This is a genomic window from Pedobacter sp. WC2423, assembly GCF_040822065.1.
Taxonomy (GTDB): domain Bacteria; phylum Bacteroidota; class Bacteroidia; order Sphingobacteriales; family Sphingobacteriaceae; genus Pedobacter.
The window spans coordinates 2,277,775-2,300,798 of the sequence record NZ_CP162005.1 but is presented as its reverse complement, the minus strand read 5'-3'; the positions used below and the strand labels follow the sequence as shown (position 1 = coordinate 2,300,798).

19 protein-coding genes are annotated in these 23,024 nt (G+C 40.8%); 4 read left to right on the top strand and 15 right to left on the bottom strand.

Features of this window, described 5'->3' with window-relative positions; genetic code table 11:
* Window positions 1-122: 122 nt before the first annotated feature.
* Genes pdeM through AB3G38_RS09210 form a run of 5 tightly spaced genes read right to left on the bottom strand, consistent with a single transcriptional unit; the run spans window position 123 to window position 5,934 of the window.
* On the bottom strand, window positions 123-770 hold the full coding sequence (pdeM, locus tag AB3G38_RS09230; protein ID WP_367868204.1) for a ligase-associated DNA damage response endonuclease PdeM: 648 nt from the start codon (window positions 768-770) through the stop codon (window positions 123-125).
* On the bottom strand, window positions 767-3,010 hold the full coding sequence (locus AB3G38_RS09225) for a ligase-associated DNA damage response DEXH box helicase (protein ID WP_367868203.1): 2,244 nt from the start codon (window positions 3,008-3,010) through the stop codon (window positions 767-769). The genes pdeM and AB3G38_RS09225 overlap by 4 nt, the downstream gene beginning before the upstream one ends.
* A gap of 20 nt (window positions 3,011-3,030) precedes the next feature.
* Window positions 3,031-3,324 (bottom strand): hypothetical protein, encoded by a 294-nt coding sequence (locus tag AB3G38_RS09220; protein WP_367868202.1) that lies wholly within the window; start codon window positions 3,322-3,324, stop codon window positions 3,031-3,033.
* Complete coding sequence (locus tag AB3G38_RS09215; protein ID WP_367868201.1) at window positions 3,321-4,925, bottom strand: ATP-dependent DNA ligase; 1,605 nt, start codon at window positions 4,923-4,925, stop codon at window positions 3,321-3,323. Before AB3G38_RS09215 ends, AB3G38_RS09220 begins: the two co-directional genes overlap by 4 nt.
* 1 nt (window position 4,926) lies before the next feature.
* The gene (locus AB3G38_RS09210; RefSeq protein ID WP_367868200.1) at window positions 4,927-5,934 is read right to left on the bottom strand and encodes a ligase-associated DNA damage response exonuclease; all 1,008 of its coding nucleotides are present in this window, start codon (window positions 5,932-5,934) and stop codon (window positions 4,927-4,929) included.
* A gap of 117 nt (window positions 5,935-6,051) precedes the next feature.
* Here AB3G38_RS09210 and AB3G38_RS09205 point away from each other — a divergent pair, with 117 nt between their 5' ends.
* The gene (locus tag AB3G38_RS09205; RefSeq protein WP_367868199.1) at window positions 6,052-6,828 is read left to right on the top strand and encodes an SDR family NAD(P)-dependent oxidoreductase; all 777 of its coding nucleotides are present in this window, start codon (window positions 6,052-6,054) and stop codon (window positions 6,826-6,828) included.
* A gap of 63 nt (window positions 6,829-6,891) precedes the next feature.
* Here the strand turns inward: AB3G38_RS09205 and AB3G38_RS09200 are convergent, their stop codons facing one another.
* The 3 genes from AB3G38_RS09200 to AB3G38_RS09190 form a co-directional block, all read right to left on the bottom strand.
* The gene (locus AB3G38_RS09200) at window positions 6,892-9,075 is read right to left on the bottom strand and encodes a S9 family peptidase (protein WP_367868198.1); all 2,184 of its coding nucleotides are present in this window, start codon (window positions 9,073-9,075) and stop codon (window positions 6,892-6,894) included.
* Window positions 9,076-9,230: 155 nt separating this feature from the next.
* On the bottom strand, window positions 9,231-9,902 hold the full coding sequence (locus AB3G38_RS09195; protein WP_367868197.1) for a DUF4412 domain-containing protein: 672 nt from the start codon (window positions 9,900-9,902) through the stop codon (window positions 9,231-9,233).
* Window positions 9,903-9,922: 20 nt separating this feature from the next.
* Window positions 9,923-10,702, bottom strand: coding sequence for an enoyl-CoA hydratase/isomerase family protein (locus tag AB3G38_RS09190; protein WP_367868196.1), 780 nt, complete (start codon window positions 10,700-10,702; stop codon window positions 9,923-9,925).
* 170 nt (window positions 10,703-10,872) lie between these two features.
* Here AB3G38_RS09190 and AB3G38_RS09185 point away from each other — a divergent pair, with 170 nt between their 5' ends.
* Both AB3G38_RS09185 and AB3G38_RS09180 read left to right on the top strand, forming a co-directional pair.
* The gene (locus AB3G38_RS09185) at window positions 10,873-11,211 is read left to right on the top strand and encodes a hypothetical protein (RefSeq protein ID WP_367868195.1); all 339 of its coding nucleotides are present in this window, start codon (window positions 10,873-10,875) and stop codon (window positions 11,209-11,211) included.
* Between the two features lie 6 nt (window positions 11,212-11,217).
* A complete protein-coding gene (locus AB3G38_RS09180) occupies window positions 11,218-11,430 on the top strand; it encodes a hypothetical protein (RefSeq protein ID WP_367868194.1) in 213 nt (70 codons plus the stop codon).
* Here AB3G38_RS09180 and AB3G38_RS09175 read toward each other — a convergent pair.
* Genes AB3G38_RS09175 through AB3G38_RS09165 form a run of 3 tightly spaced genes read right to left on the bottom strand, consistent with a single transcriptional unit; the run spans window position 11,427 to window position 15,968 of the window.
* Window positions 11,427-13,499 carry a ComEC/Rec2 family competence protein gene (locus AB3G38_RS09175; RefSeq protein ID WP_367868193.1) on the bottom strand — a complete coding sequence of 691 codons (2,073 nt, stop codon included), beginning with the start codon at window positions 13,497-13,499 and terminating at the stop codon, window positions 11,427-11,429. The genes AB3G38_RS09180 and AB3G38_RS09175 overlap by 4 nt on opposite strands.
* A complete protein-coding gene (locus tag AB3G38_RS09170; protein WP_367868192.1) occupies window positions 13,500-15,584 on the bottom strand; it encodes a helix-hairpin-helix domain-containing protein in 2,085 nt (694 codons plus the stop codon).
* Between the two features lie 48 nt (window positions 15,585-15,632).
* Window positions 15,633-15,968 carry a MerR family transcriptional regulator gene (locus tag AB3G38_RS09165; RefSeq protein WP_068396413.1) on the bottom strand — a complete coding sequence of 112 codons (336 nt, stop codon included), beginning with the start codon at window positions 15,966-15,968 and terminating at the stop codon, window positions 15,633-15,635.
* 116 nt (window positions 15,969-16,084) lie between these two features.
* On the opposite strand from AB3G38_RS09165, the gene alaS reads away from it, so the two are divergent.
* Complete coding sequence (gene alaS / locus AB3G38_RS09160) at window positions 16,085-18,784, top strand: alanine--tRNA ligase (protein WP_367868191.1); 2,700 nt, start codon at window positions 16,085-16,087, stop codon at window positions 18,782-18,784.
* 56 nt (window positions 18,785-18,840) lie between these two features.
* Here the strand turns inward: alaS and AB3G38_RS09155 are convergent, their stop codons facing one another.
* The 4 genes from AB3G38_RS09155 to AB3G38_RS09140 all read right to left on the bottom strand — a co-directional run bounded on the left by AB3G38_RS09155 (window position 18,841) and on the right by AB3G38_RS09140 (window position 22,964).
* On the bottom strand, window positions 18,841-19,719 hold the full coding sequence (locus AB3G38_RS09155) for a hypothetical protein (RefSeq protein ID WP_367868190.1): 879 nt from the start codon (window positions 19,717-19,719) through the stop codon (window positions 18,841-18,843).
* 22 nt (window positions 19,720-19,741) lie between these two features.
* Window positions 19,742-21,766 carry a heavy metal translocating P-type ATPase gene (locus tag AB3G38_RS09150; RefSeq protein ID WP_367868189.1) on the bottom strand — a complete coding sequence of 675 codons (2,025 nt, stop codon included), beginning with the start codon at window positions 21,764-21,766 and terminating at the stop codon, window positions 19,742-19,744.
* A gap of 94 nt (window positions 21,767-21,860) precedes the next feature.
* Window positions 21,861-22,280: a Fur family transcriptional regulator gene (locus AB3G38_RS09145; RefSeq protein WP_367868188.1), complete on the bottom strand. Its 420-nt coding sequence runs from the start codon at window positions 22,278-22,280 to the stop codon at window positions 21,861-21,863.
* Between the two features lie 114 nt (window positions 22,281-22,394).
* Window positions 22,395-22,964 (bottom strand): hypothetical protein, encoded by a 570-nt coding sequence (locus AB3G38_RS09140; RefSeq protein ID WP_367868187.1) that lies wholly within the window; start codon window positions 22,962-22,964, stop codon window positions 22,395-22,397.
* Between the last annotated feature and the right edge of the window lie 60 nt (window positions 22,965-23,024).

The following is a 23,024-nucleotide window of genomic DNA, read 5'->3' as shown; positions in this document are numbered from 1 at the left end:
CCAGAATTACTTTGCGTAATCAAACAAGCATTAACTTGCGTAGTCAACCAGTATTAATTCGCTTAATCAAACCAATACTGTTTCCAGATCAAGTAACTACGGCTTTTGGTTGTTAACCAGTGCTACTTTGCCTGATCAATCAGGATTACCTTTTCTGGGGTAATCGCATAAAATAAGTCGCCTTTTTCAGCTTTAACTTTACTTAAACCTGTAAAGACACTGAATGCAGGTAAGATTGCACAATTCTTTCCGAAATAGAAACACGGCAACCTCATCCGCTGACGTGCTTTTCCATAAATGGTTACTCCCGGATGGATATGCCCTGTAATATTATAATAATCATCAGTAGTCTCCGGCTGATCATGTATAAACCTGAACGGTGCATCTAAAAGTTCTTTTTGATAAGTTTCAATCCCCAAACCCATATAATCTTCAGGTTTTAAGCGGTCATGGTTGCCTTTGATCAGGATAATCTTCAACTCTGGATATTGTACTCTCCATTGACGGAAAAGCTCTGCTTCACTATTCATTTGATGATGAAACATATCACCAGTAATCAATAAACTATCAGGTGAAAATTCAGTGATTAAATCCGTTAGTTTATTCAGGTCTGCTGTATTGAGTGTGACAGGGATCTGGATGCCTGCCTTTCTGAAATGTGCCCCTTTGCCCAGATGCAGGTCGCTGATAATCAGCATTTTTTTGCTCGTCCAGTAAATCGCCCTTTGCTGGCTCAGTACCAGCTCTTCTCCTTTAATATGAATGATCATTTTTTATTGCGTATCGTCTGTTTTTTATCTGCCTCAGCAGTCATCCTTGCTATTCTTTCTCCCAATTCCTCCGTACTCATATTTTCTCTCAGACTATCAACTTTAATCGGGAAGCACAAAGGTGTATAACTTTCAGCTTTGACAATGATTACTTTACTGGCTTGTATCCTTTGCAAAGCTGCGGCCAGCCTTGGTTCTTCAATCTGCTGATAAAATGCTTCATCATACGCCTGACGCAATAATAAGTTATGTTTATCGTAATCACTAAAGACATTGAAAAATAAGGAAGAAGAAGATTGTAAATGTTTGTTCGCAACATATTTACCCGGATAACCCTGGAATACCAAACCAGAAATACAGGCAATATCTCTGAATTTCCTTCTTGCCATCTCTGTCGCATTAATACTCGCCACAATATCTTCTCCTAAATTGACCGGGGTAAAAAGTAGTTTGATGTTTTCTTCATCCAAAGGTATGGGCTGTTCACTGAGCAGTTCAAAACCATAATCGTTCATCGCAATAGAAAAACTTATTGGTTTTACTTTACCCAGCCGGTAAGCTATCAATGCAGCCATGATTTCATGGACTTGCCTCCCTTCAAAGGGATAAGCGAAAAAATGATAACCATCCCTGGTTTTAATCAGTTCGATCAGAAACTCATCATCCTTAGGCACGTGTGAAACCTTTGCCTGTCTTTCAAATAATGGAAGAATAATGTCAAGCTCTTCATCCTGATGAGTTTTATCCAGAGTTTCATTATATTTTTTTCTCAAAATTGCACCAAGGTTAGCAGTTAAAGACATTCTTCCGCCCATCCAGCTTGGTGTAATTGCACTTTTGAGTTTACTTTTACGCACCAGTACAGTCATTTCTTTAACCATCACAAATTCGAGCACTCTGCCGGCTAAAGTAAAACTATTACCTGGTTTCATTTTAGCCATAAAGGATTCTTCGAGCATTCCAACATAACCACCTGTCAGATATTTGACTTTGATCATCGCATCGCTAACAATGGTTCCGATGTGTAAACGATGACGCATGGCTACCTGTCTGCTTTTAACTTTCCATAACCCGTCTTCCTTTTCTACTTTGCTGAATTCGGTATAAGCCGTTAAGCTATCGCCGCCTGTAGTGATAAACTGCATCATCCAGTTCCACTCTGAAAGTTCCAGTTCTCTGAATGCAAATGTGTTTTTTACCTCCTTGTATAATTTCTGATCATCAAATCCATCGCCAACCGCCAGCGTGACCATATATTGGATTAACGTATCAAAGGCCATCACTACCGGCTGACGGCTTTCAATGTTCTGCGTTCTCGCTGCTTCTTTAATAGCTGCAGCTTCGACCAGCTCCAGTGCATGGGTAGGTAAAAAGTAAATCTTTGAAGTTTCAAAAGGGGAGTGTCCGCTGCGTCCGGCGCGTTGAAGAAACCGGGCAACCCCTTTGGGAGAACCGATTTGAACTACGGTATCTACAGGTTTAAAATCTACACCAAGATCGAGAGAAGAAGTACTGATAACCGCTTTTAGTGCCCCGGTATGAATTGCTTCTTCAATCCAGTTGCGCAGTTCATAATCTATTGATCCATGATGGATAGCGATTTGTCCTGCCAGGTTTTCATCAAGTTTCAGTAAATTCTGATACCATAGTTCAGCTTGCCCGCGGGTATTGCAGAAAATTAAAGTGGTTTTGCTCTTTTCAATAATGGGCAATAATTTATGCGCCAGTTTATGGCCCAGGTGGCCTGCCCAGGGTAACATATCAATATGATCGGGCAGGATCGACTTAATTTGTATCTTTTTCTCTATATCAGCAACGACTGTTGTTTTTAAAACATCCAGATCAGGAACGAGCACATCCAGCGCCTCTTCCATATTTCCTATTGTTGCAGAGATGCCCCAGACTCTCAGCAGTCTTTCAGGATGTTTTTCTTTGACCAGACCTTTAATTCTGGAAATGGCAAGTTCTGCCATTACTCCGCGTTTACTTCCTAATAACTCATGCCATTCATCTGCAACTATGCATTGTAAATCTTCAAAATAACTCAAACTGTTTTTCTGTGCGAGTAACAGGTGCATACTTTCAGGAGTAATTATTAAAACTTCCGGCATTTGCTTTTTCTGCTTCAGTTTGTCATTTTGAGAAGTATCACCGTTTCTCACACCCACTTGCCAGTCGATTTCCAGTTCCAGACAAACTTCACGCATGGCTCTGGCCAGATCTTTAGCTAAAGAACGCAATGGGGTAATCCAGATAAGTTTTAGTCCCGTACTCTTTTTTCTTTTTTTACAGTGCTGTCTTTTAACACGCTGGCTTTTACCGGGCCTGCTTTTACTATGTCACCTTTAACAGGTAACTGTGTATTCAGTTCATCGATCACGACAGCCAGAAAAAGGGAGAATGTCTTTCCAAAACCGGTAGGTGCATTTACAAGACCGCTGTAACCTTCTGCATAATATTGCCAGGCATCAGTTTGGAATTTAAAGGGCTTTTTTTTCTTGCCTTTTAACCATCTGATCACTTTTTTATAACCTGTACTCTTTTCCAGTATCATAATTCGTTTGATAACGTTGAAGCTAATAGCTGTCTTAAATCGTCCAGTGTATTGATTTCCGAAGCATTTTTATCTTTCCTCCAGCGGGCAATACGAGGAAAACGCAAAGCCAGACCAGCTTTATGTCTTTTACTTTCAGCAATTCCTTCAAAAGCAATTTCAAATACCAGTTCGGGTTTCACTGTTCTTACAGGCCCAAACTTTTCTATTGCATTTTTCCTGACAAAACTATCTACTTGTTTAATCTCTATATCGGTTAAACCAGAATAAGCTTTAGCAATCGTAATTAACTGCTCTCCATCTCTCACTGCAAAAGTATAATCCGTAAAGTGGTTTGCCCGGCGGCCACTTCCTTTTTGCGCATAAATCATGACGGTATCAACGGTATACGGGTTGATTTTCCATTTCCACCAATCGCCACGCTTACGGCCGCTATGGTAAAGAGAATCCAGTTTCTTCAGCATAATGCCTTCACTGTTGTTCGCCCTTGATTCTTTTCTGATTTCTGCTAACTGATCCCAATCATTGAAATCAATAACAGGGGATAGGATTGCCACATCTTTGATCTGGAGTGCAGCAATAATATCCACCAGGATTTTTCTTCTTGCCGACAAAGGAGAGGTCCTGATATCCTGGCCTTGAAATTCCAGCACGTCATAGCAGTAGAAACCTATTGGCGCGTCTTTTAATTGTGATTTATGAATAGTTTTCCTGTTTAGCCTTTGTTGCAGGATACTGAATGCTTGTACATTTCCATCTTTGACAGAAAGGATTTCTCCATCTATTACTGTTCCATCAGGAAGCTCATCTTTCAGAAAATGTAATTCGGGAAATTGATCTGTCACCAGTTCTTCTCCTCTGGACCAGATAAATAATTCGCCATTTCGCTTAACAATCTGACCCCGGATACCGTCCCATTTCCATTCTGCCTGCCATGCAGTAGTTTCGCCCAGACTTTCTGGTGTACTATCCAGCGCATAAGCCAGACAAAAAGGGTATGGCCAGGAATTATCAGTATTTACATGTGCACCGTCAATCAGCTCTTTGTAAGTGATCTCAGCCGGCGTCCATTTACCCATGATACTGTGCATGATTTTATTGCTGTCTGTATCACTTTGTTTCGCTAATGCATTCACGAGCATCTTATTTGATACCCCAATTCTGAAGTTTCCGGAGATGAGTTTATTAAAGATAAAACGCTCCCGGGTATCCAGGCTATCCCATGCTTTCAGGATGAATTCTTTTTTTGCAGCATCATCCTTTTTGCTGATTAGCGCAAGATCCGTAATCCATTCATGCAGTTTACGGTCTGTAACATATTTTGCGGGAGGAAGAACCAAAGCAATAGTTTCACTTAAATCACCAACGCTGTGGTAACTTTCTGCAAACAGCCAGGCCGGAATATCACTCAGTTCTATAGCCCATTCCCGGATCAATGCAGTCGTAACAGGCCTGCGCGGCTTTTTGCCGGTAAACATCGCAATTACATATGGCTTGTCCTTTTCATCAGCTGTGCTGAAATAGCTAACCAGGGCAGCGATTTTGTCGTTGGTCTTATTGCTGGTCTCCAGCTGCTGTATCAATTCCGTAAACCTTTTCAAATTAAGCTTCTTTTATGATTTCTTCTTCTCCTTCGTTTCCGTAACGTGTAGTTACTTCTTCTGCTTCTATTCCTATTTCATTCAGGTATCTGGAAAATGTAGAGACAAATCCATGGGTTACGAATACCTTTTCAGCTTCAGTAGCTTTAATGGCCGTTAATAAGCCTGGCCAGTCTGCATGATCGCTCAATGCAAATCCTGCATCGGCAGATTGCCATCTGCGGCCCGCTCTTACCTGCATCCATCCAGAACAAATCCCGGTAGAAGCACTCATTAAACTCTTCATCCATTTACCATCTGCAAGCGCAGGCGGAACAATGACTATTCCTTTTTGCAGCTCTTCTTTTTTCAGATCAGGCGTAATCCTGATGGTTTCAGGGAGGTCAACACCAGCGCTGATAAATCCATCATTCAGGTTGGCAATGGATTGATGCACGTAGATCTTCTGATCGCCGGCAAGATTTTTAATCAGCCGCTGCGCTTTTCCTAAGCTATAAGCGATCAGTACGCTCGTTTTTAACTGGTCATGGTTGTCTGAAACCCAGTTTCTTATTTTTCCAAAAACTTCTTCTTGTGGCAGCCACTTATAAATAGGCAGGCCAAAAGTACTTTCAGAAACAAAGGTGTGGCATTTTACAGGTTCAAAAGCAGTACTGATCCCATCATATTCCACTTTGTAATCTCCGGAAATTACACAGATTTCACCTTTATATTCCAGTCTTATCTGAGAAGATCCAATCACATGTCCGGCAGGAAAAAGACTTAATTTAACGCCATTGATTGTGATTTCCTTAGAGTAAGGTAAAGTTTGAATGGGTAAATCTGCGCCGAGCCGTTGCAGTAAAACTGGTTTGGTAAGTTCATGACATAAATATGCTTTATTGCCAGACTTTACGTGATCTGCGTGTCCGTGAGTCGTTACAGCCAGGTCTACAGGCTGCCAGGGGTCGATATAAAAACCGCCTTTTTTACAGAATATGCCTTTATTAGTGAATGAAATCAGTGCCATTGGATGTTACAACAAACAGGTATCTCTAAAGTTTTAGGTCTAAAACATATCTTGATTTCTGTGGTTTATAAATCAGGCTGAGTCTTAAATAAAAACGAACAGTTATAACTATAGGACATGAAGAAACTGGAAAACAAAATTGCATTGGTAACCGGATCAGATGCTGGAATCGGGCGTGCAATTGCGATTGAATTCGCTAAAAACGGGGCAACTGTAGTGGTTTGCTATCATAGCAATGAAGAAAGAGGGCAGGAGGCAATGAAAGCTGTTCAAGTGCATCATGCAAAGTCTTCTTTGATTGAACTTGATGTGAGCAATGAACAGGATGTAGCAGCAAAAATGGAGGCAGTCATCAAAGAATTTGGTGGAATTGATATCCTGGTCAACAATTCTGGGGTAAATGGCTCGGGTATTCCAATTGATGAGATGAGTACGGAAATTTTTGACAGGACCATCAAAACAAATTTATATGGAACATTTTTCTGTAGCAGGAAGTTTATTCAGCACCGTAAAAGCGTCAGTAAACCAGGTAAGATCATCAATATCTCTTCTGTTCACGAAGAGATCAATGCGCCTGGAAATGGAGATTACAATGCTTCTAAAGCTGGAATAAAGAATCTGATGCGAACCATTGCATTAGAAGTCGGTAAGTTTGGAATTAACGTGAATAATATAGCGCCTGGTATGATTTTAACAGCGATGAACCAAAAGGCTGTAGATGATCCAAAGGTCAGGGAAAAAGCTGAAACGCATATACCACTGGGCAGAGCAGGCAAACCTGAAGAAATTGCTTACCTGGCATTATTCCTGGCTTCTGAGGAAGCGAATTACGTAACTGGCAGTACTTACGTCATGGATGGGGGACTAATGATTAATATAGGGCAGGGGGCATAATACCTTTAACTATAAAACCCCTTATCTGAAGAACAGATAAGGGGTTTTATAATTTAGCACTGATTATTTACCTCCCGGAGGACAGTAAGTTTGCAAGTATTTAGTATAAGTTTTAGAAAGGTGTTCTTTTGTGCCATCACCTTCAGAAATTGAGTGTGTGCGGTTCGGATACGACATCATTTGAAATACTTTCTGACTTTTAATCAGCTCATTGATCAGCATTTCTGCATTTTGATAATGTACATTATCATCACCTGTACCATGTATATACAGTAAGTTTCCTTGTAAGTTGTGCGCATTGGTTACCGGGGAACCTTTAATATAGGCTTCTTTAGTTTTCAATGGAGAACCCATATACCGTTCCTGATAAATATTATCATAAGTAAGCTGATTGCCAACTGCTGCAATAGCAATACCTGTTTTGTAAATTTCAGGATATTGGAACATCAGATTAAGTGTTGATGAACCACCTCCGCTCCATCCCCATACTGCAACCCGGTTTTTGTCTACAAAAGGCCATTCTATAATCTTTTTCGCAGCCATAGCCTGATCACGGATATTTAAAATGCCAATGTTTTTGTAAATAGATTTGCGGAATTCGCGTCCTTTTGGTGCGGGTGCTCCTCTGTTTTCAATCGAAATGTAGATATAACCATCCTGAGGCATGTTACCAGCATATAAAAAGTTATAACCAACTCCATAAGTATCCAGTACAGTTTGTGCACCTGGTTCGCCATAAACATAAAATACAACAGGATATTTCTTGGTTTGATCAAAGTTATCTGGTTTTTTCATCCAGCCATCCAATTCTACACCATCTTCAGTTTTGATTTTGAAGAATTCTGTTTTGTTTTTTGGCTGGCGGATTCTTGCCATTTGATTGGTCAGACTTCCTTCCATGGTGAAAGGGTTGCCCGAATCCATTCTCATCCATTCACTAATGGGCGCTATATTTGCACTCTGATAAGTATGTTTGGCAAAAATTCCATTTGGTGAAATATCATATTCATGTGTGCCGGGGAAAACAGAAGGAGTGACCTGATCTAACTGTCCTTTACCATCCAGTTTTGTTTTGTACAGATATTTTTGCGTTGCATTGGTTGGTGAAGCAAGGAAGTATAAAGTGTTGTTTTTCTCGTCTACCAAACTGCTTTCAATCACATCATAATTACCTTTGGTAATCAGTGTTTGTTTTTTACCGTCTTTACTAATCCGGTAAAAATGACGCCATCCGTCTTTTTCACTTGGCCAGATAAATTCTTTCCCATTATTGATCCATTGCCATTCTGGTGCAGCGTCAATCCAGGCCTTATCAGTCTCCGTATAAATGTTATTTACTGATCCGGATTGGGTGTTGGCAACAAATACACGACTGGTATTCTGCTCCCTGTTCAGTTGTTGTAAAATCAGGTCGTTCGTATTCGGTACCCAATCCATTCTCGGAATATAATTCTGTACGGCATCACCAGGTACTTTCACCCAGGTAGTTTGCGCCGTGCTTACATTGACTATGCCAATTTTGCAGGAAGAAGGATCTTCTCCAACAATTGGATACTCTACTGGTACAGTATAAGGATAAATAGAATCCGTATTGTTGATCATAAGGAAGTTCTTGATCTTTTTCGCATCAATCTGCCAATAAGCAATAGAAGCTCCGTCAGGACTCCATTTGAAGCCGTCTCTGCAATCGAACTCTTCTTCATATACCCAGTCAAAAGTTCCATTGATCAATCTGGCTGTACCGTCTGTGGTCAGCGCTTTACTGGTTCCGCTTTTGATGTCTTCTACATAGATATTGTGTCCGCTTACATAAGCAACTTTACTGGCATCAGGAGATAGTTTAGCAAACATCAACGAAGAAGCTGGTTTATCTTTTCCGATTTGTACCAGTTTATTGGTGGTTAAATCAGCCAGCCAGTAGTCTCCCCTGGTCTCATAACGCCATACTTTTTTACTATTGGTATAGATCAGTGCTTTGGTTCCATCAGCAGAAAGTACAAAATCTTTAATGGGCAGGGGCTGGTTCTGACCCGATGGGGTAAGCAATGCACTGCTGATTAAGGTTTTGGTTTCGCTTTTAGGTAAGGTAACGATCTCAATCCCGCCATAGGTGTTCTGGTAATAGCCATTTCCGTCTTTCGTCCAGTTGATTCCGTCTTTTTTATATTGTGCATTGGCTGCCGGAACAATGAGGGATGTGATAAAAAGGGCAACAGATAATTTTAAAATAATGAATTTTCGCTTCATTTGATTGAGTGATTTAATTGCTTTTTTTGCTGGTTTTTAATCTTTCCTGCATTTCAAATGTAATACATTGTTTGTTTCCTTTAAAATAAAAAGGCCTTCTGATCAAGCATTTCAATAATGCGAATCAGAAGGCCTCCTAATTTATTGTTTAGCGCTTATTGACCGCCCATTGCTCTTAAAGCATCCATCGTTGTTATTTCATAAGCTGAAGGAACGTCCAATGTAATCGGGCCAACTTTATCTTCAGCCACTGAAGTAATTGTTAAAACTGCTTTCACACCGTTTTGTACACGTGTAAATTTGATAGGTGTACCTTTTAAAGCTTTGAATTCTTCGCCAATGATTCCTTCTGGCAATTGAATATCATTCGTTGCCCAAAGCTCATAAGCAGCACCTTTATCATCTTTATAAGTATATTTCTCTGTATTATAGTTTCCTATTTTTAATTTCTCACCAGTAGCTTTGAAATCACTTAAAACAGGAGTTTTACCCATAGTCTGCTCAGTTTCTTCTTTGGTAGTTTTTACTGCATATTGTTTTTGGATAGGAGGTACGTCAACTAATACCAATCCGTTTTTCTGAACTCCGTCCGAGATAATTGTAATTTTTGCAGGTCCTTGCTGCATTTCTATTTTTAACAGATTTCCATTGAATTTTAACTTAGTCTCTTTAGGCAGCTGTGAAGCCATAGACTGCTGTTCTGCAGTCAGCTCATAAGTAATACCATAGGTAAGTGTACCTTCATTTACTTTTTTCTGTGCATTTGCTATCACAGCTGTGCTGATTAATATGACAGCTAGTACACTCGTTTTAATCGACTTTAACATATTTATTAGTTTTTAATAGTTTACCATTTAATTTTTTCCTTGCTGAGAAAAGAAGCAATTCCTTTTTTAAAGTCTTCACTCTCTCTAACTCTGGCATTAATTTGTACCGCTAAATTCAGGCTCTTTTCCAATTCCGGATTAGTCGTCTGACCAATGAGTTGTTTAGTTACCATTAAGGCGTTTCCGGAGGCTTCATTGCAAAGCTTTTGCGCAAAATCCTGTACCTTCTGACTAATTTCATCTTTATTTGTTACATAAGTAATCAAATTATAGGCCAGTGCTTGCTCAGCAGAGAATAAATCGCCCGTCAGCAGTATCTTTTTGGCAATTGTTTCGCTGGTTTTGCGCATCAGAAAACAGGAAACGATTGCAGGAACAAAGCCTAATTTTACTTCTGTATAGCCGAAACCAGCCTCAGGAACTGCGAAAGTAACGTCACAGACCGTTGCCAGTCCGCATCCGCCAGCAATAGCATGTCCTTCAACCTGCGCAATCACCACCTTTGGTAAATAATAGATCGTTGTGAACAGTGTCTTCAGGTTTTGGCTATCCTGAACATTCTCTTCATGGGTGTTATTTTGTAATTGCTGTAGGTAAGCAAGGTCAGCACCAGCACTGAAAACAGGGCCAATGGCCTTTAAAATGATCACTTTTACCTCTTCGTCATCAGATGCTTTTAATAAAGTCTCCGTTAAAGAACTGACCAGTTCCGGGCTAAAGGCATTGCGTTTATCGGGACGGTTCAGTGAAATCGTAGCAATACGGTCAGTTACCGTATATAATACCAGGGGTGATGTCATGTATAACGTTATAGGATATGAGGCTTATTTTAGTCAAAAGTAAATAAAAAACAATGTAAAGAAATGTTATATTTCAGCTACTGATAAATATACCAGTTTCCTGTTATTTACTGCAAAAACTTTCAATTCTATTTGTTTTACTAAAAATATTAGCATAATTTTGTTGTGCTATGGAAAAAGAATTTAATAAACAATTGAACAATCACCTGAATCAATGGGTACAAAACAGTCAGTCTTCAAGCTGGTCGGTTACGGCAGGCGATTTCTTTGATGTTGATGAAGACAGTTCTGTAAAAGTTAACCTGAATAAGCTCAGTGAAGGATACCGGGCGAAGCAAATTGTCAATCAGCCGGGTGATTACTGTAATGTGTTTTTACAGGCAATAGAACCTTATCTGGTTCAGTTTTTAATCCAGTTTGGTGTTAAATCCTATAAATTCAGATTTGTCTTTATCCTATTTGGCACTATAGCAAAGGATTACTTTGTAAGTACTACCAAAATGACCTAAATAACTATGATGGATTCATTCGCTAGTGAACAGCAGCAGCAAGGGCACTTTATCGACGTAATTGTACTCATTAAGGAAGCACTGCGCCAAAATTGCTGGATTTATGAACCGGATACCGCAATGTGGTATACGCCAGAAGAATTTGGAGCTAAATATCAGGATAGTAATTTTGAACAGGGCTGGATTGAGCAGTTTAAAATTATGAACCCTGTAGGTTAGCGGAAACCAGGTTTTAGCACCAGTGTTGACTTGCTAAAATTTATAGTATCCAGCTGGTGTCGACGGATTGCTGCATTGCTATTGGTTGCATCTATCCATATTTTCCGGAAAACTACAGCTGTTCTCAGCTCTGCCATTTTTAATTGTGGTTCCCCATGTACCCAGATTACATCGAAAACAGGTTTTCCTATAATAGTGCGGTTATTGAAAGTACTATCCAGTAACAATACCCTGAAATTCCCAAAAACAAGCTGATGCTCTCTGATCTCAGGATTTTTGGTATGGCAGGCTTCCTCCCATTTCAGACAGGTGATTTCGCGTACTTTTAATTGATCCAGTGCGGGCTGTATATGGAATTTAAAGGCTTGATCGGCTGGTTGTAAATCAGTGACCAGAACTGCCCGGGCTGAGCTGATAAAAGCAACAGCATAATTTCTGTTTAAGGTAAAAGGAATGATCCTTTGTTGCCTTGCTGCGCTAAGCTCATCTTTGACCAGCATCACTTGAAAACAGCCCAGGCTCAAAACCGAAAGTGTGAAGTAGTATTTGTTCCTTTGTTGAAGCGCAGTGCAAAGCAGGAGCAGAAACAGGCAAAGTAGAATAAGCTCAGTTTTTGTAAACCAGATCATATTAATGTTTGAGTAGGGGAGAACTGCAATTTTTTCCAGTCCGCGGTTCATGAAAATAATCAGCCATTCAAACAGTGGAGCGATCCAGTATAAACGAAACAATAAGAGTAGAATACCTATGTACATCAGCAGGGTAACTGGAAGTACAATGAACAGGTTACTCAAAATGAAATATACCGGGAACTGATGAAAATAATAACTGCTCAGCGGGAAAGTGAAGAGCTGTGCGGCAACCGAAAGGCTGATCAGACTCCAGAGTTTTCTTAACCAGAATGATTTGAAACTGAACAGTTGTTCCAGTTCTGGCTGTAAATAAATTAACCCCAGCACAGCCATATAGGAGAGTTGAAAACCCACATCCCAAAAGAAAAATGGATTATAGAGCAACAAGCAGAAAGCTGAAAAATATAATACCTGATAACTGTTTGCCTGGTTCTGCACAGCCTTAGCCAGAATGAATATACTCAGCATAATTGCTGAACGCAGCACAGAGGCAGAGCAGCCTGTTAATACCGCATAACCCCAGATCAGGATTAACAAAAGCAGAACTTTGCTCCATTTTAGCCAGGTTTTCCTGTCCATCCAGCTCAATGCCCAGTTGAGCACCAGGTAAATAATCCCCACATGCATCCCTGAAACTGAGAGCGCATGAATAGTCCCTGTTTTTGAATAAGCGGCTAATGTTCCGGCACTTAAATCTGCCCGGTAGCCAAGGATCAGCGTAGAGGCAACAGCAAAGGCATTATCATCTTTAAGCAGATTCCTGTAAATAGCTACCTGGCTTTTCCGGAGTGCCAGCGCAAAGCTGATCAGGGGCATTCCTGTATTCGTTCTGGCAGCAATCAATTCTTCTGGCTGAAGGAAAAGCTGATGGTGAATGTTTTGCATAGCCAGCCAGGATCTGAAGTCAAATTCAGCGGGGTTATCAGGTGCGGCTACTGCTTTATAGTGTGCCGGGATAAAGTAATTTTCTCCGTAATGCAGCGGAACTGGGTGTGCTGAATCTGAAGCCAGGGCAATTAGTAAATAGCCCGATGTCTGCTGCTTTTGATGACCAGTATAGTTTGCCAGCACCTTTGCTTTAAATCTTAAAACTGTACCCTGCTGCTGCGGTTCATCAGCTATTGAAATGCTCAGGAAATCTGCCTGATGATAAGAAAAGTTGTTCGGATTTCCGAGCATATCTGCGTTGGAATACCAGAGTAATCCCAGGCTAAAAAAGAGCAGATTAATCAGAATTGCCAGTAATGATTTGTAATTATAAACTTTAAGTAATGTGTATAAAAAACTGATTATTAGTGATAAAATAAATACAAAAATGGTCAGTATTAATGCTGGCAAATTTAATTTGGTATTATTTGCCACGTGCAAAACCCACAATCCTATGCAAAAAGGAAGCAGAATTCTGCCGAAAACACTAATGGTTTGCCGGATGCGCATTTAGAACTGATAACGGAGCTGAAGTTTAATTTCAGACTTTTTATTGCCGTTGATTTCTTCCAGTCCGGAACCTGTTTGCTCCATTCCCGGATAGAGGTAAACAGCATATCTGCCCCATACTTTGAGCTGCCTGGATAAGTTATAACTCAGGTTAAAATAAGACCTGATTCCTTTGCCGCTATAAATACCGGAACCCGTACCGTGCAGTACGTCATCTTCGTAAGCATAGATCCTGCTGTTGTAAGATGGAGTATGAAAAAAAGCCAGCCTGAGATTCGCTGAAATCCTGGAAGACACAGGGTGCCAGGCCGCGTCCTGGTAAAACAGATATCCGTATTCAGCAGCGGCAGTTCCTTTTTGATAACGGGTCAGTTCAAAGCGGTTTTGAAGTGTTATTTTCCTGTTAAGCCTGATTGTACTCTCCAGCCTGTAATTATCCTTTCTGAGGTCAGCTATTGGGTTTACAGGTTTGCCTGAACCTTCGTTCTGTTGGGTATGTTTAAGCTGATAACTCAGCATGGCTTTAAACTTTTTATCTGGCTTAAAGCTGATTCTGGTAGTTAATTCATGCCCTGAAGAAGCCCCGTCGATCCTGTACTTTGCCCATGGAAACCAAAAAACATCGCCATAAGCAGATAAAGTCCACTTTTTCGTCACATTGATGTGCAAACCGGTGTAAACTCCTTTTTCGTTGGCAGCGGTACTTCCTTCTCCGGCCGCTTTGTTGTAAAAGCTAACATGTTCTTTCTCATAATTACGGAAAAGAACTACAGCAGAGATGCGGGGAGACAAGCTGGCCATAGCCCCGGTGAGTACTGCTGTACCACCGGGAATGCTATGAGCCGCCTCACCAAAAAAATAAATATTCCTGAAGGTATAATTGTAATGAAGACCAAGATTTGTGAGTTCCCTGCCGCTGAAATTATACTGTTTGTAACGCTGGGTACCTGTAATAAATTCATGCTGATAACTGGAATGACAGGCTGTAATTCCCAGGTCCAGACTGTTTTTGGTATAAGTTAAAGCCACCCCGTAAAGTAATAAACCCAGCTTCCCTTTATGCTCATTTTCGGCGGCTGTCCGATGTAAACCACTGGTGCTGATTGCTGATAACTGCGCATTGCCTTCAGCAGATTTGGTTAAGCTTGCGTCTAAATTTCTAAGTGATATAAAAACTGTTAAGTCTGTGTTTTTTAATAAACTATATGTTGCACCTGCGCCTCTGAAAAATGAATATTCGTTAGCAGAAGTATAGGGTTTAAGCCCGGTATCCTTTTTTGCTATTCCTGCTACATCATCCCCTTTTCCAAAAGATGAACCGGACCAGAGACTTAAACCCTGGCCAAATTGCAAGCTGTAATCTCCAGCAACGATCTTTTTAAATCTGCCGGAATTATACAAGGCCAGGCTTCCTGAAATAAAATCAAAACCACTTTTGCTGTTGCCGCTGAAAAAGCTTTCCCCGGCATCCTTTTTGGCGACAATGGAAAGTGCAGCCTGAGCATTCAGATGATAGCTGTACTTCAGCAACAGTTTTTCCGGAGTGCCCAGATACCTGCTTCCCGGAAGGTCATGATAACCTTTTTGTTTTTCCAGCAGCCGTCCATATCTCAGGGTAAGCTCACTGAGCCCCTTGCCTGCTTTACTGAAATCAAGTGGTAACTCTTCCTTCACTGTCACAAATGGGAGCAGCCTGGTAATTGTTGCAACATCAAAACCGGCTATGGCCTGAAGTTCCAGCACATCCTTTAGTTTTCCGCTGAGCCGGGTATGGGTGAAAAAGTTACTGATCTGTAGTGAGGAAAGAAAGAATAGCTCTTTTAGCTGTTCCGGGCTGGTTCTGTTGAGATCCAGCGGATGTTTCAGATAAAAAGACAGCTGTTCAGTCAGTTCAGAAAGATCTTCTGCTGAGAAATTAGCTGAAAGCGTTGCGGTTATTTCTTTGAGCTGCACGTCTTCCTGAGCAAATGCAGTGTTGCAAGGGCAAAAAAGAACTATGGAGAGTAAGATTCCGCATCCCGGCAAAGTTATTCTGATACTTTGTAGCCCGGGACACTGGATGGAAGAGATAGCTGACTTTGGCATAATGAACCCAAAGTACTGCTGATTTAGTTAACGAAGTTAATTTATTAATTAAATTTCGTCGTTTAACTTTAATAAGAAGTCTTTTAATTTTTCCAGTGATGCAATGATCTTCTGGTTCTCTTTAACATCTGCACTATTATTCTTTAAATGATCTTTTGCACCTTTAAGTGTAAAACCTTTATCATCCACCAGGTGGAAAATGATCTTTAAATTTTCAATATCTTCCGGAGTGAAAAGACGGTTTCCTTTCTTGTTTTTCTTAGGCTGGAGAACGTCAAATTCCTTCTCGTAAAAGCGGATCTGTGAGGCGTTTACATTGAACATTTCCGTCACCTCACCCATCGTATAATACATTTTATTAATTTCCCGTTCCTTGTAAGGCATACTTCTGTGTTGATATTTAGTGGTTTATAGCTTTTATATAAAGCATTCAAATGTAAAGGGATTTTAGTAGAATACCGCAATAAAATTTTAATTTTGTTGGATAATTTCTACTAAGAATGACAGCAAAAGAAATCAGACACGCATATTTAGCATTTTTTGAATCTAAACAACACCATATCGTTTCATCGGCACCTATCGTTGTAAAAAATGATCCGACACTGATGTTCACCAATGCAGGTATGAATCAGTTTAAAGACATTTTTTTGGGAGAGGCACCCGCCAGATATCCAAGAGTAACCGATACACAACGCTGTTTAAGGGTTTCCGGTAAACACAATGATCTGGAAGAAGTGGGTATAGATACCTATCACCATACCATGTTCGAGATGCTGGGCAACTGGAGTTTCGGTGACTACTTCAAGAAAGAAGCGATTGCCTGGAGCTGGGAATTGCTGACAGAAGTTTATGGTATCCCCAAAGACAAATTATATGTTTCCATTTTTCAAGGAGACGAAAAAGAAGGGCTTCCAAGGGACACCGAGGCTTTCGAATTGTGGAAGCAATATGTTCCCGAAGACCGCATTGTTCTGGGAAATAAAAAAGATAATTTCTGGGAAATGGGAGACATGGGGCCCTGTGGTCCATGTTCTGAAATCCATGTAGACTGCCGTCCTGATCATGAACGTGCAGCCACAAGCGGAAAAGAATTGGTAAACGCTGATCATCCGCAGGTGATCGAGATCTGGAACAATGTATTTATGCAGTTCAACAGATTAAAAGATGGTTCACTGCAACCTTTACCTGCACAGCACGTAGATACAGGAATGGGCTTTGAACGCCTGGTCCGTGTATTGCAGAATAAGGCTTCAAACTATGATACTGATGTGTTTCAGCCATTGATCCAGTTCATTGCAAAAAAAGCTGGTATAGCTTATGGCGCTGATGAAAAAACGGACATTGCGATGCGTGTTATGGCCGATCATATCCGTGCAATTTCATTCGTCATTGCAGACGGACAACTACCAGCAAACAATAAAGCAGGGTATGTAATCCGCAGGATTTTAAGAAGAGCGGTACGTTATGCCTATACTTTCCTGGATTTGAAAGAACCTTTCTTAAACCAGTTGGTACCTGTTCTTGCAGAACAGTTCAAAGGCGTTTTTGAAGAACTGGTTTTACAGCAGGATTTCGTTCAGAAAGTAGTATTGGAAGAAGAAGTTTCTTTCCTGAGAACACTGGCTACAGGTATTCAGCGTTTTGAAAATTACACTGCTAAACAAGCAGATTTCCTGATGTCTGAAAATGCAATTGACCTGGAGAAATCTTTTGAAGATCCATGGGTTTACAGCATATTGAAAGATCAGATGGTCATTTCAGGTGATTTTGCTTTTGAATTGCAGGATACTTACGGATTCCCGATTGACCTGACTGAACTGATGGCAAGGGAGAAAAGATGGACTGTGGATATGGAGGGATATCAGCAAAGCCTTCAGAAACAAAAAGCCAGATCAAGAGCTGCTACAGCCATCGATACCGGTGACTGGATTACTGTTCATGATGATCCCGAAACAGAATTTGTGGGGTATGACTTCCTGGAAATTGAAACCAGAATATTAAAATACAGACAAGTAACAGCCAAAGGAAAAGAGCAGTATCAGATCGTATTGCAAAAAACTCCTTTCTATGGGGAAAGCGGTGGCCAGGTAGGTGATACCGGCCGTCTGGAAGACCATAGCAGAATGTTCTCGGTTGAAATTACGGATACTAAAAAGGAGAATGGTGTGATTGTACATTTCGCAGACGCTTTACCTGAAGACATAGATGGTCAGTTCTGGGCTGTTGTAGATGAAGATAAGCGCGTACAAACAAATAACAACCACTCTGCGACACATTTACTGCACGCGGCATTAAAGAGCGTCCTGGGAGACCATGTGAATCAAAAGGGATCTCTGGTCAATGCAGATTACCTGCGTTTCGATTTTTCGCATTTTACCAAGATCACTGAGGATGAATTAGCAGCGATCGAACACATCGTTAATAAAAGGGTAAGAGATAACATCGCGTTAAAAGAGCAAAGACTTGTCCCTTATGAAGAAGCATTGTCCAGTGGGGTAACTGCTTTGTTCGGAGAAAAGTACGGCGACTTTGTGCGTATTATTACTTTCGATGATAATTATTCAAAAGAATTATGTGGAGGTACACACGTTCAGTCAACTGGTCAGATTGGGTACTTTAAGATTATTGCTGAGAGTGCTGTGGCTGCGGGCGTAAGGCGTATTGAAGCGATTACAGCTGATCGTGCAGAAGAGTTTATCATCAATCAGGATAAGGAAATCAGTGAGTTAAAAGCACTGCTTAAAGGAAATAAAGACCTGACTGCTGCGGTTACTGCTTTGATTGAAGAAAATAACAAGCTTAAAAAAGAGGCAGAAAAAGCAGTTGCAGAGCGTTCAGGAAATCTTAAACATGAAATCGTTCACCATATGAAAACGATCAACGGCATCAATATGATAGCTGTTCATGTGGATCTTCCTAATGCAGATGCAGTGAAAAATCTTGCTTTCTCCATCAAGGATATTGTAGATAACCTGTACCTGGTTTTCACCACATTAATTGATGACAAACCTGGGATCAGCGTGATGTTGTCTGATAACCTGGTTGCGGATAAAAAACTTAATGCCTCGAATATGGTTAGAGAATTAGCTAAAGATATTCAGGGTGGTGGTGGAGGTCAGCCTTTTTACGCTACTGCCGGAGGAAAAAATAAAGATGGATTAGCTAAGGTGCTGGAAAAAGCGGCAACGCTGATTCAGTAATCAAATAATTCATTCCAGCTAAAAACGGGCTATCCCTTCAAAGGTAGCCCGTTTTTTTATGTCCTGAAAGCCGCTTTGGGTTTCAGGAACATTCTTCCGTTTGCATCTTTATTCCAGTCATAATGAGTTTCCGGCCACTTTTTTTTCTTGTCCTGTAATGGACTTTGATACTGACCGGCAGGAATACTGTCTGTTTCAAATTTACCACTGGGATAATGAAATTGATAGATATAGTCGAAATCGTCAGTGGAACTGCCTTCTGCATTAAAAACTACGGTTTTTCCATCAGCAGACAGCAGTGTAAAGTCTGCCTGCATTCTTTCTTTTGGAACTGGTCTTGGAATCAGGTATGCCTTTGCTGTCCGCTGATTAAAAAGGTAATCGTTGTTTACCAACAGCAGATTACCGCCTATTTTAGAGATACCCATGTGGATACTTTCATCTCCTGAAGAGAGCGGCTCGTTAACAGGACGCTCAATCCGGTAAACTTTTAAGCCGTTTGGTTGCGCAGAAAATACAAAAACGCGGCTGCTTATACTGGAAGGCCCCGGCATATCTGCAAGGAATGCGGTTTTTTGTGGATTCAGATAATAGATCGTATAAAAATCAGATAAAGGTGTTTCGTCTGACTGGTAATCCTCGACCAGATTTTTCAGGTTAGGATTAAAGCGGATCATGGTATCCCTGTAATTGATAATATTCCAGGACAGGTGTCCCTTGCGCCCAAATATACCGCCTATTAATTCTTCCTTTTTATTGGTTAATGTTAACCTTTTAAAGAGTTGCGCTGTACTTTTTGCAGTAGTATTGAGTGCTGTCTTTTCCGTAAATAATTCTGCCTGATAAACTTTGTCTTTTGGATGCGCACAGGAAATTAAGCTGATTATAATCAGACTTAACTTCCAGCCGTTTTTTATTCCCTGTAATCTTCTCATTTCAGGGATGAAGGTAATTAAATTAAAGCTTCATTTTTTGAATCCTTACCGCATTTAAAATCGCGAGTAGGGCAACACCTACATCTGCGATTACAGCTTCCCATAAAGTTGCAACGCCACCGGCTCCTAAAATCAGCACAATTACTTTTACACCCATGGCCAGTGCGATATTCTGCCATACAATGTTTTTAGTCAATCTTCCGATTTTAATCGCTGTGACAATTTTTGAAGGCATATCGTTCTGGATTACAATGTCCGCAGTTTCAATAGTCGCATCGCTACCCAATCCGCCCATCGCGATCCCTGCATCAGCCAGCGCAACAACCGGAGCATCATTAATCCCGTCTCCAACAAAAGCGATATGTCTGCCCTGCTGCTTCAGCTCTTCTACTTTTTCTACTTTGTTTTCTGGTAACAGGTCACCAAAAGCGCGGTCTATTCCCAGTAATCTGCCTGTTTTGTTAACAACAGCCTGTTTGTCACCACTGAGCATCACCGTCTGGATTTTCATGGCGTGCATTTCCTTTACGGCTTGTATGGCATCTTCTTTCAGCTCATCAGCGATCGTAATAAATCCAGCATAAACGCCATCTATCGCAACGACAACCACAGTATCTTCTTCCTGAGCTACTTCCTCAGCATAAGTAATGTTAAACTGATCCAGCAACCTGATGTTTCCGGCCAGTACCTGTTTGCCATCAATCAGGCCTTTAAGTCCTTTTCCAGGTACTTCTTCCACCTCACCAATCTTTGTGCCCTGTAAAACATCACCTGCATGTAAAGTCACCGCGGTAGCAATAGGGTGGGTAGATTTGCTCTCTACGGCAGCAGTTAAACGCAATAATTCTTTTTCATCACCATGTACTGCATTTACACGCTGCACTTTGAAGACACCTTTGGTCAGTGTTCCGGTTTTATCCATCACTACGGTATTAATCGTAGTCATCACGTCCAGGAAGTTTGATCCTTTGAACAGAATGCCATTTTTAGAAGCAAGGCCTATACCTCCAAAATAACCCAGTGGAATAGAAACAACTAAAGCACAAGGGCAGCTGATCACTAAGAAAACAAGTCCGCGGTACAACCAGTCTGCAAAAATATAGTTAGTTACCAATAGATAAGGCAGGGCTACTACCAGTACCGCTAAAGCGAATACAATAGGAGTGTAGACTTTCGCAAATCTGGAAATGAACAACTGGGTTTTAGACTTTCTTGCCGTTGCATCCTGTACCATTTCAAGGATTCTGTTCAGCTTACTATCTTTGAAAAGCGATAATACTTTAACCTCAATAACCGTATTTAAGTTAATCATCCCGGCCAGTACACGGTCACCTTTTGCTTTGGAATCCGGTTTACTCTCCCCGGTCATCGCAGCGGTATTGAATGTTCCTTTATCAGAAACCAGTTCGCCATCAAGCGCTACTTTTTCTCCGGCCCTGACCTGAATAAGTTCACCAATTTCAACATCAGCAGGTTTAACTGTGGTTATTTTACCATCCCTGATTAGATCTACCGTATCCGGACGGATATCCAATAATGCTTTAATACTGCGTTTTGCGTTAGATACGGCTACATCCTGGAACCATTCTCCGATAGAATAAAATACCATCACTGCAACACCTTCGCTGTAAGACCCAATAGAGAAGGCGCCAATTGTTGCCACACTCATCAGGAAAAACTCGTTGAAGAAGTCCAGTCGCATAGCTTTTCTGAAAGCTAATTTCAATACATTATATCCGGCAAGCAGGTAAGCAGCCCCAAAAACCAGCAGGGAAACCGGTTTGGCTGGTATGATTTTAAAACCATATTCCAGCGTTAACATCACTGCTAATATTGCTAAGGAAGTTAATAAAGGAATCTGGCCTTTCCAGCCTGAATTTTCACCATCTCCATGGTCGTGGTCATGGTCGTGGTCGTGGTCATCGTGACTGTGGCCATGATCGCCATGATTGTGGTCATCATGCTGATGTGGCTTGTGCGCTGCGGCTGTTTTTTTCTCTGCAATTGTAGCTGTGTCACAGCAGGTATCTATATTTTTTGTGGCCATAATTGTATCTTAAATCAAAGCGCTTTATTTAGCTAAGCTTTTTTGATGCGCTAAAACAAAGGTACTTTAAACTATAGCGCAATGGTATTGCAAACTATGGAACACATTTATTACAAATGCCTTTAACGATCAGATTAACTTCTTCAGATTTAAAGCCATCAGGTAAAGCAATTTGAGGGATATGGTGTTTAGGCAAACAAGAAGTTTCCCGGCAGGTATTGCAGAAAAAGTGGACATGCAGATCGTGGTGATGTCCGGCTTCGCAATCATTTTCGCAAAGTGCATATTTAGTTGCGCCAGAACCATCGTCAATGCTGTGAACCAGTCCTTTTTCTTCAAATTTCTTTAAAGCACGGTATAATGTAATCCGGTCTGAAGGATCTAATCCTTTTTCCAGATCGGTCAGACTGATCGCAGAAGACTGCTTCAACAGAAAATCCAGTACCAATAACCGCATTGCAGTAGGGTTAATGTTTTTCCGGGTCAGCATTGCTTCTATGTTCTCAGTCATCATCAATCAGGTTAAAACAAATAGTAAATAGCTTATAAAAATAAAGTATCACAACCCAAAGGTCGTGATACTTTACAATAAGAATTAATAATATCAGTAAATTATTGGGAATAGCTATTAATTACGTCCGCCTCTTCCAGGTCCGCCATGATCACCACCATGATGGCCCCTGTCGCCGTGGTTACCTCTGTCGCCGCGATCATATCCGCCATTTCCTCTTCCCCATCCATTTCCTCTGTCATGACCTCTTCCCCAGCCGTTACCATTTCCTCTGTAATAATCTCTTCTGTCGTTGCGGTAATTATTTCTGATCACTACCCGTGATGGTCTGCTGTAATAGTTATTGCTTACATATTGCGTCCGGTAATAATTGTGTCTTGTCCATGGATTATTATAGTTGTTAATGACAACTTTTCTGCCGCCATACAAATCATAACCTCTGTATCTTGAAGGCAGGGAGCGGGCATGGATCCATCTGCTTCCACTTAAATAAACAAACTGGCGTGTCGGTACATAGTAATAACTATCTACATCTGGCAGATAATAATAATCAACATGATCATATCCTCTAGGGCCCCATTGTGGCTGTGACCCAATATTTACACTTAAACTCACCTGTGCTTTTGCCGCCGGTGCAGCTGCAAGAGAAGCGATTCCGATCGCAGCAATTAAAAGTAATTTTTTCATAACGGTTCATATTTGTGTGTGTATGTAAATTGTCAAAGTTTATGCCATGATTATAAATGC

Bases quoted from the DNA above. Each gene is read 5' to 3' on its own strand.
- pdeM (WP_367868204.1), bottom strand. From the start codon at position 770: ATGATCATTCATATTAAAGGAGAAGAGCTGGTACTGAGCCAGCAAAGG.
- AB3G38_RS09220 (WP_367868202.1), bottom strand. From the start codon at position 3,324: ATGATACTGGAAAAGAGTACAGGTTATAAAAAAGTGATCAGATGGTTA.
- AB3G38_RS09210 (WP_367868200.1), bottom strand. From the start codon at position 5,934: ATGGCACTGATTTCATTCACTAATAAAGGCATATTCTGTAAAAAAGGC.
- AB3G38_RS09205 (WP_367868199.1), top strand. From the start codon at position 6,052: ATGAAGAAACTGGAAAACAAAATTGCATTGGTAACCGGATCAGATGCT.
- AB3G38_RS09200 (WP_367868198.1), bottom strand. From the start codon at position 9,075: ATGAAGCGAAAATTCATTATTTTAAAATTATCTGTTGCCCTTTTTATC.
- AB3G38_RS09195 (WP_367868197.1), bottom strand. From the start codon at position 9,902: ATGTTAAAGTCGATTAAAACGAGTGTACTAGCTGTCATATTAATCAGC.
- AB3G38_RS09190 (WP_367868196.1), bottom strand. From the start codon at position 10,702: ATGACATCACCCCTGGTATTATATACGGTAACTGACCGTATTGCTACG.
- AB3G38_RS09185 (WP_367868195.1), top strand. From the start codon at position 10,873: ATGGAAAAAGAATTTAATAAACAATTGAACAATCACCTGAATCAATGG.
- AB3G38_RS09180 (WP_367868194.1), top strand. From the start codon at position 11,218: ATGATGGATTCATTCGCTAGTGAACAGCAGCAGCAAGGGCACTTTATC.
- AB3G38_RS09175 (WP_367868193.1), bottom strand. From the start codon at position 13,499: ATGCGCATCCGGCAAACCATTAGTGTTTTCGGCAGAATTCTGCTTCCT.
- AB3G38_RS09170 (WP_367868192.1), bottom strand. From the start codon at position 15,584: ATGCCAAAGTCAGCTATCTCTTCCATCCAGTGTCCCGGGCTACAAAGT.
- AB3G38_RS09165 (WP_068396413.1), bottom strand. From the start codon at position 15,968: ATGCCTTACAAGGAACGGGAAATTAATAAAATGTATTATACGATGGGT.
- alaS (WP_367868191.1), top strand. From the start codon at position 16,085: ATGACAGCAAAAGAAATCAGACACGCATATTTAGCATTTTTTGAATCT.
- AB3G38_RS09155 (WP_367868190.1), bottom strand. From the start codon at position 19,719: ATGAGAAGATTACAGGGAATAAAAAACGGCTGGAAGTTAAGTCTGATT.
- AB3G38_RS09150 (WP_367868189.1), bottom strand. From the start codon at position 21,766: ATGGCCACAAAAAATATAGATACCTGCTGTGACACAGCTACAATTGCA.
- AB3G38_RS09145 (WP_367868188.1), bottom strand. From the start codon at position 22,280: ATGATGACTGAGAACATAGAAGCAATGCTGACCCGGAAAAACATTAAC.
- AB3G38_RS09140 (WP_367868187.1), bottom strand. From the start codon at position 22,964: ATGAAAAAATTACTTTTAATTGCTGCGATCGGAATCGCTTCTCTTGCA.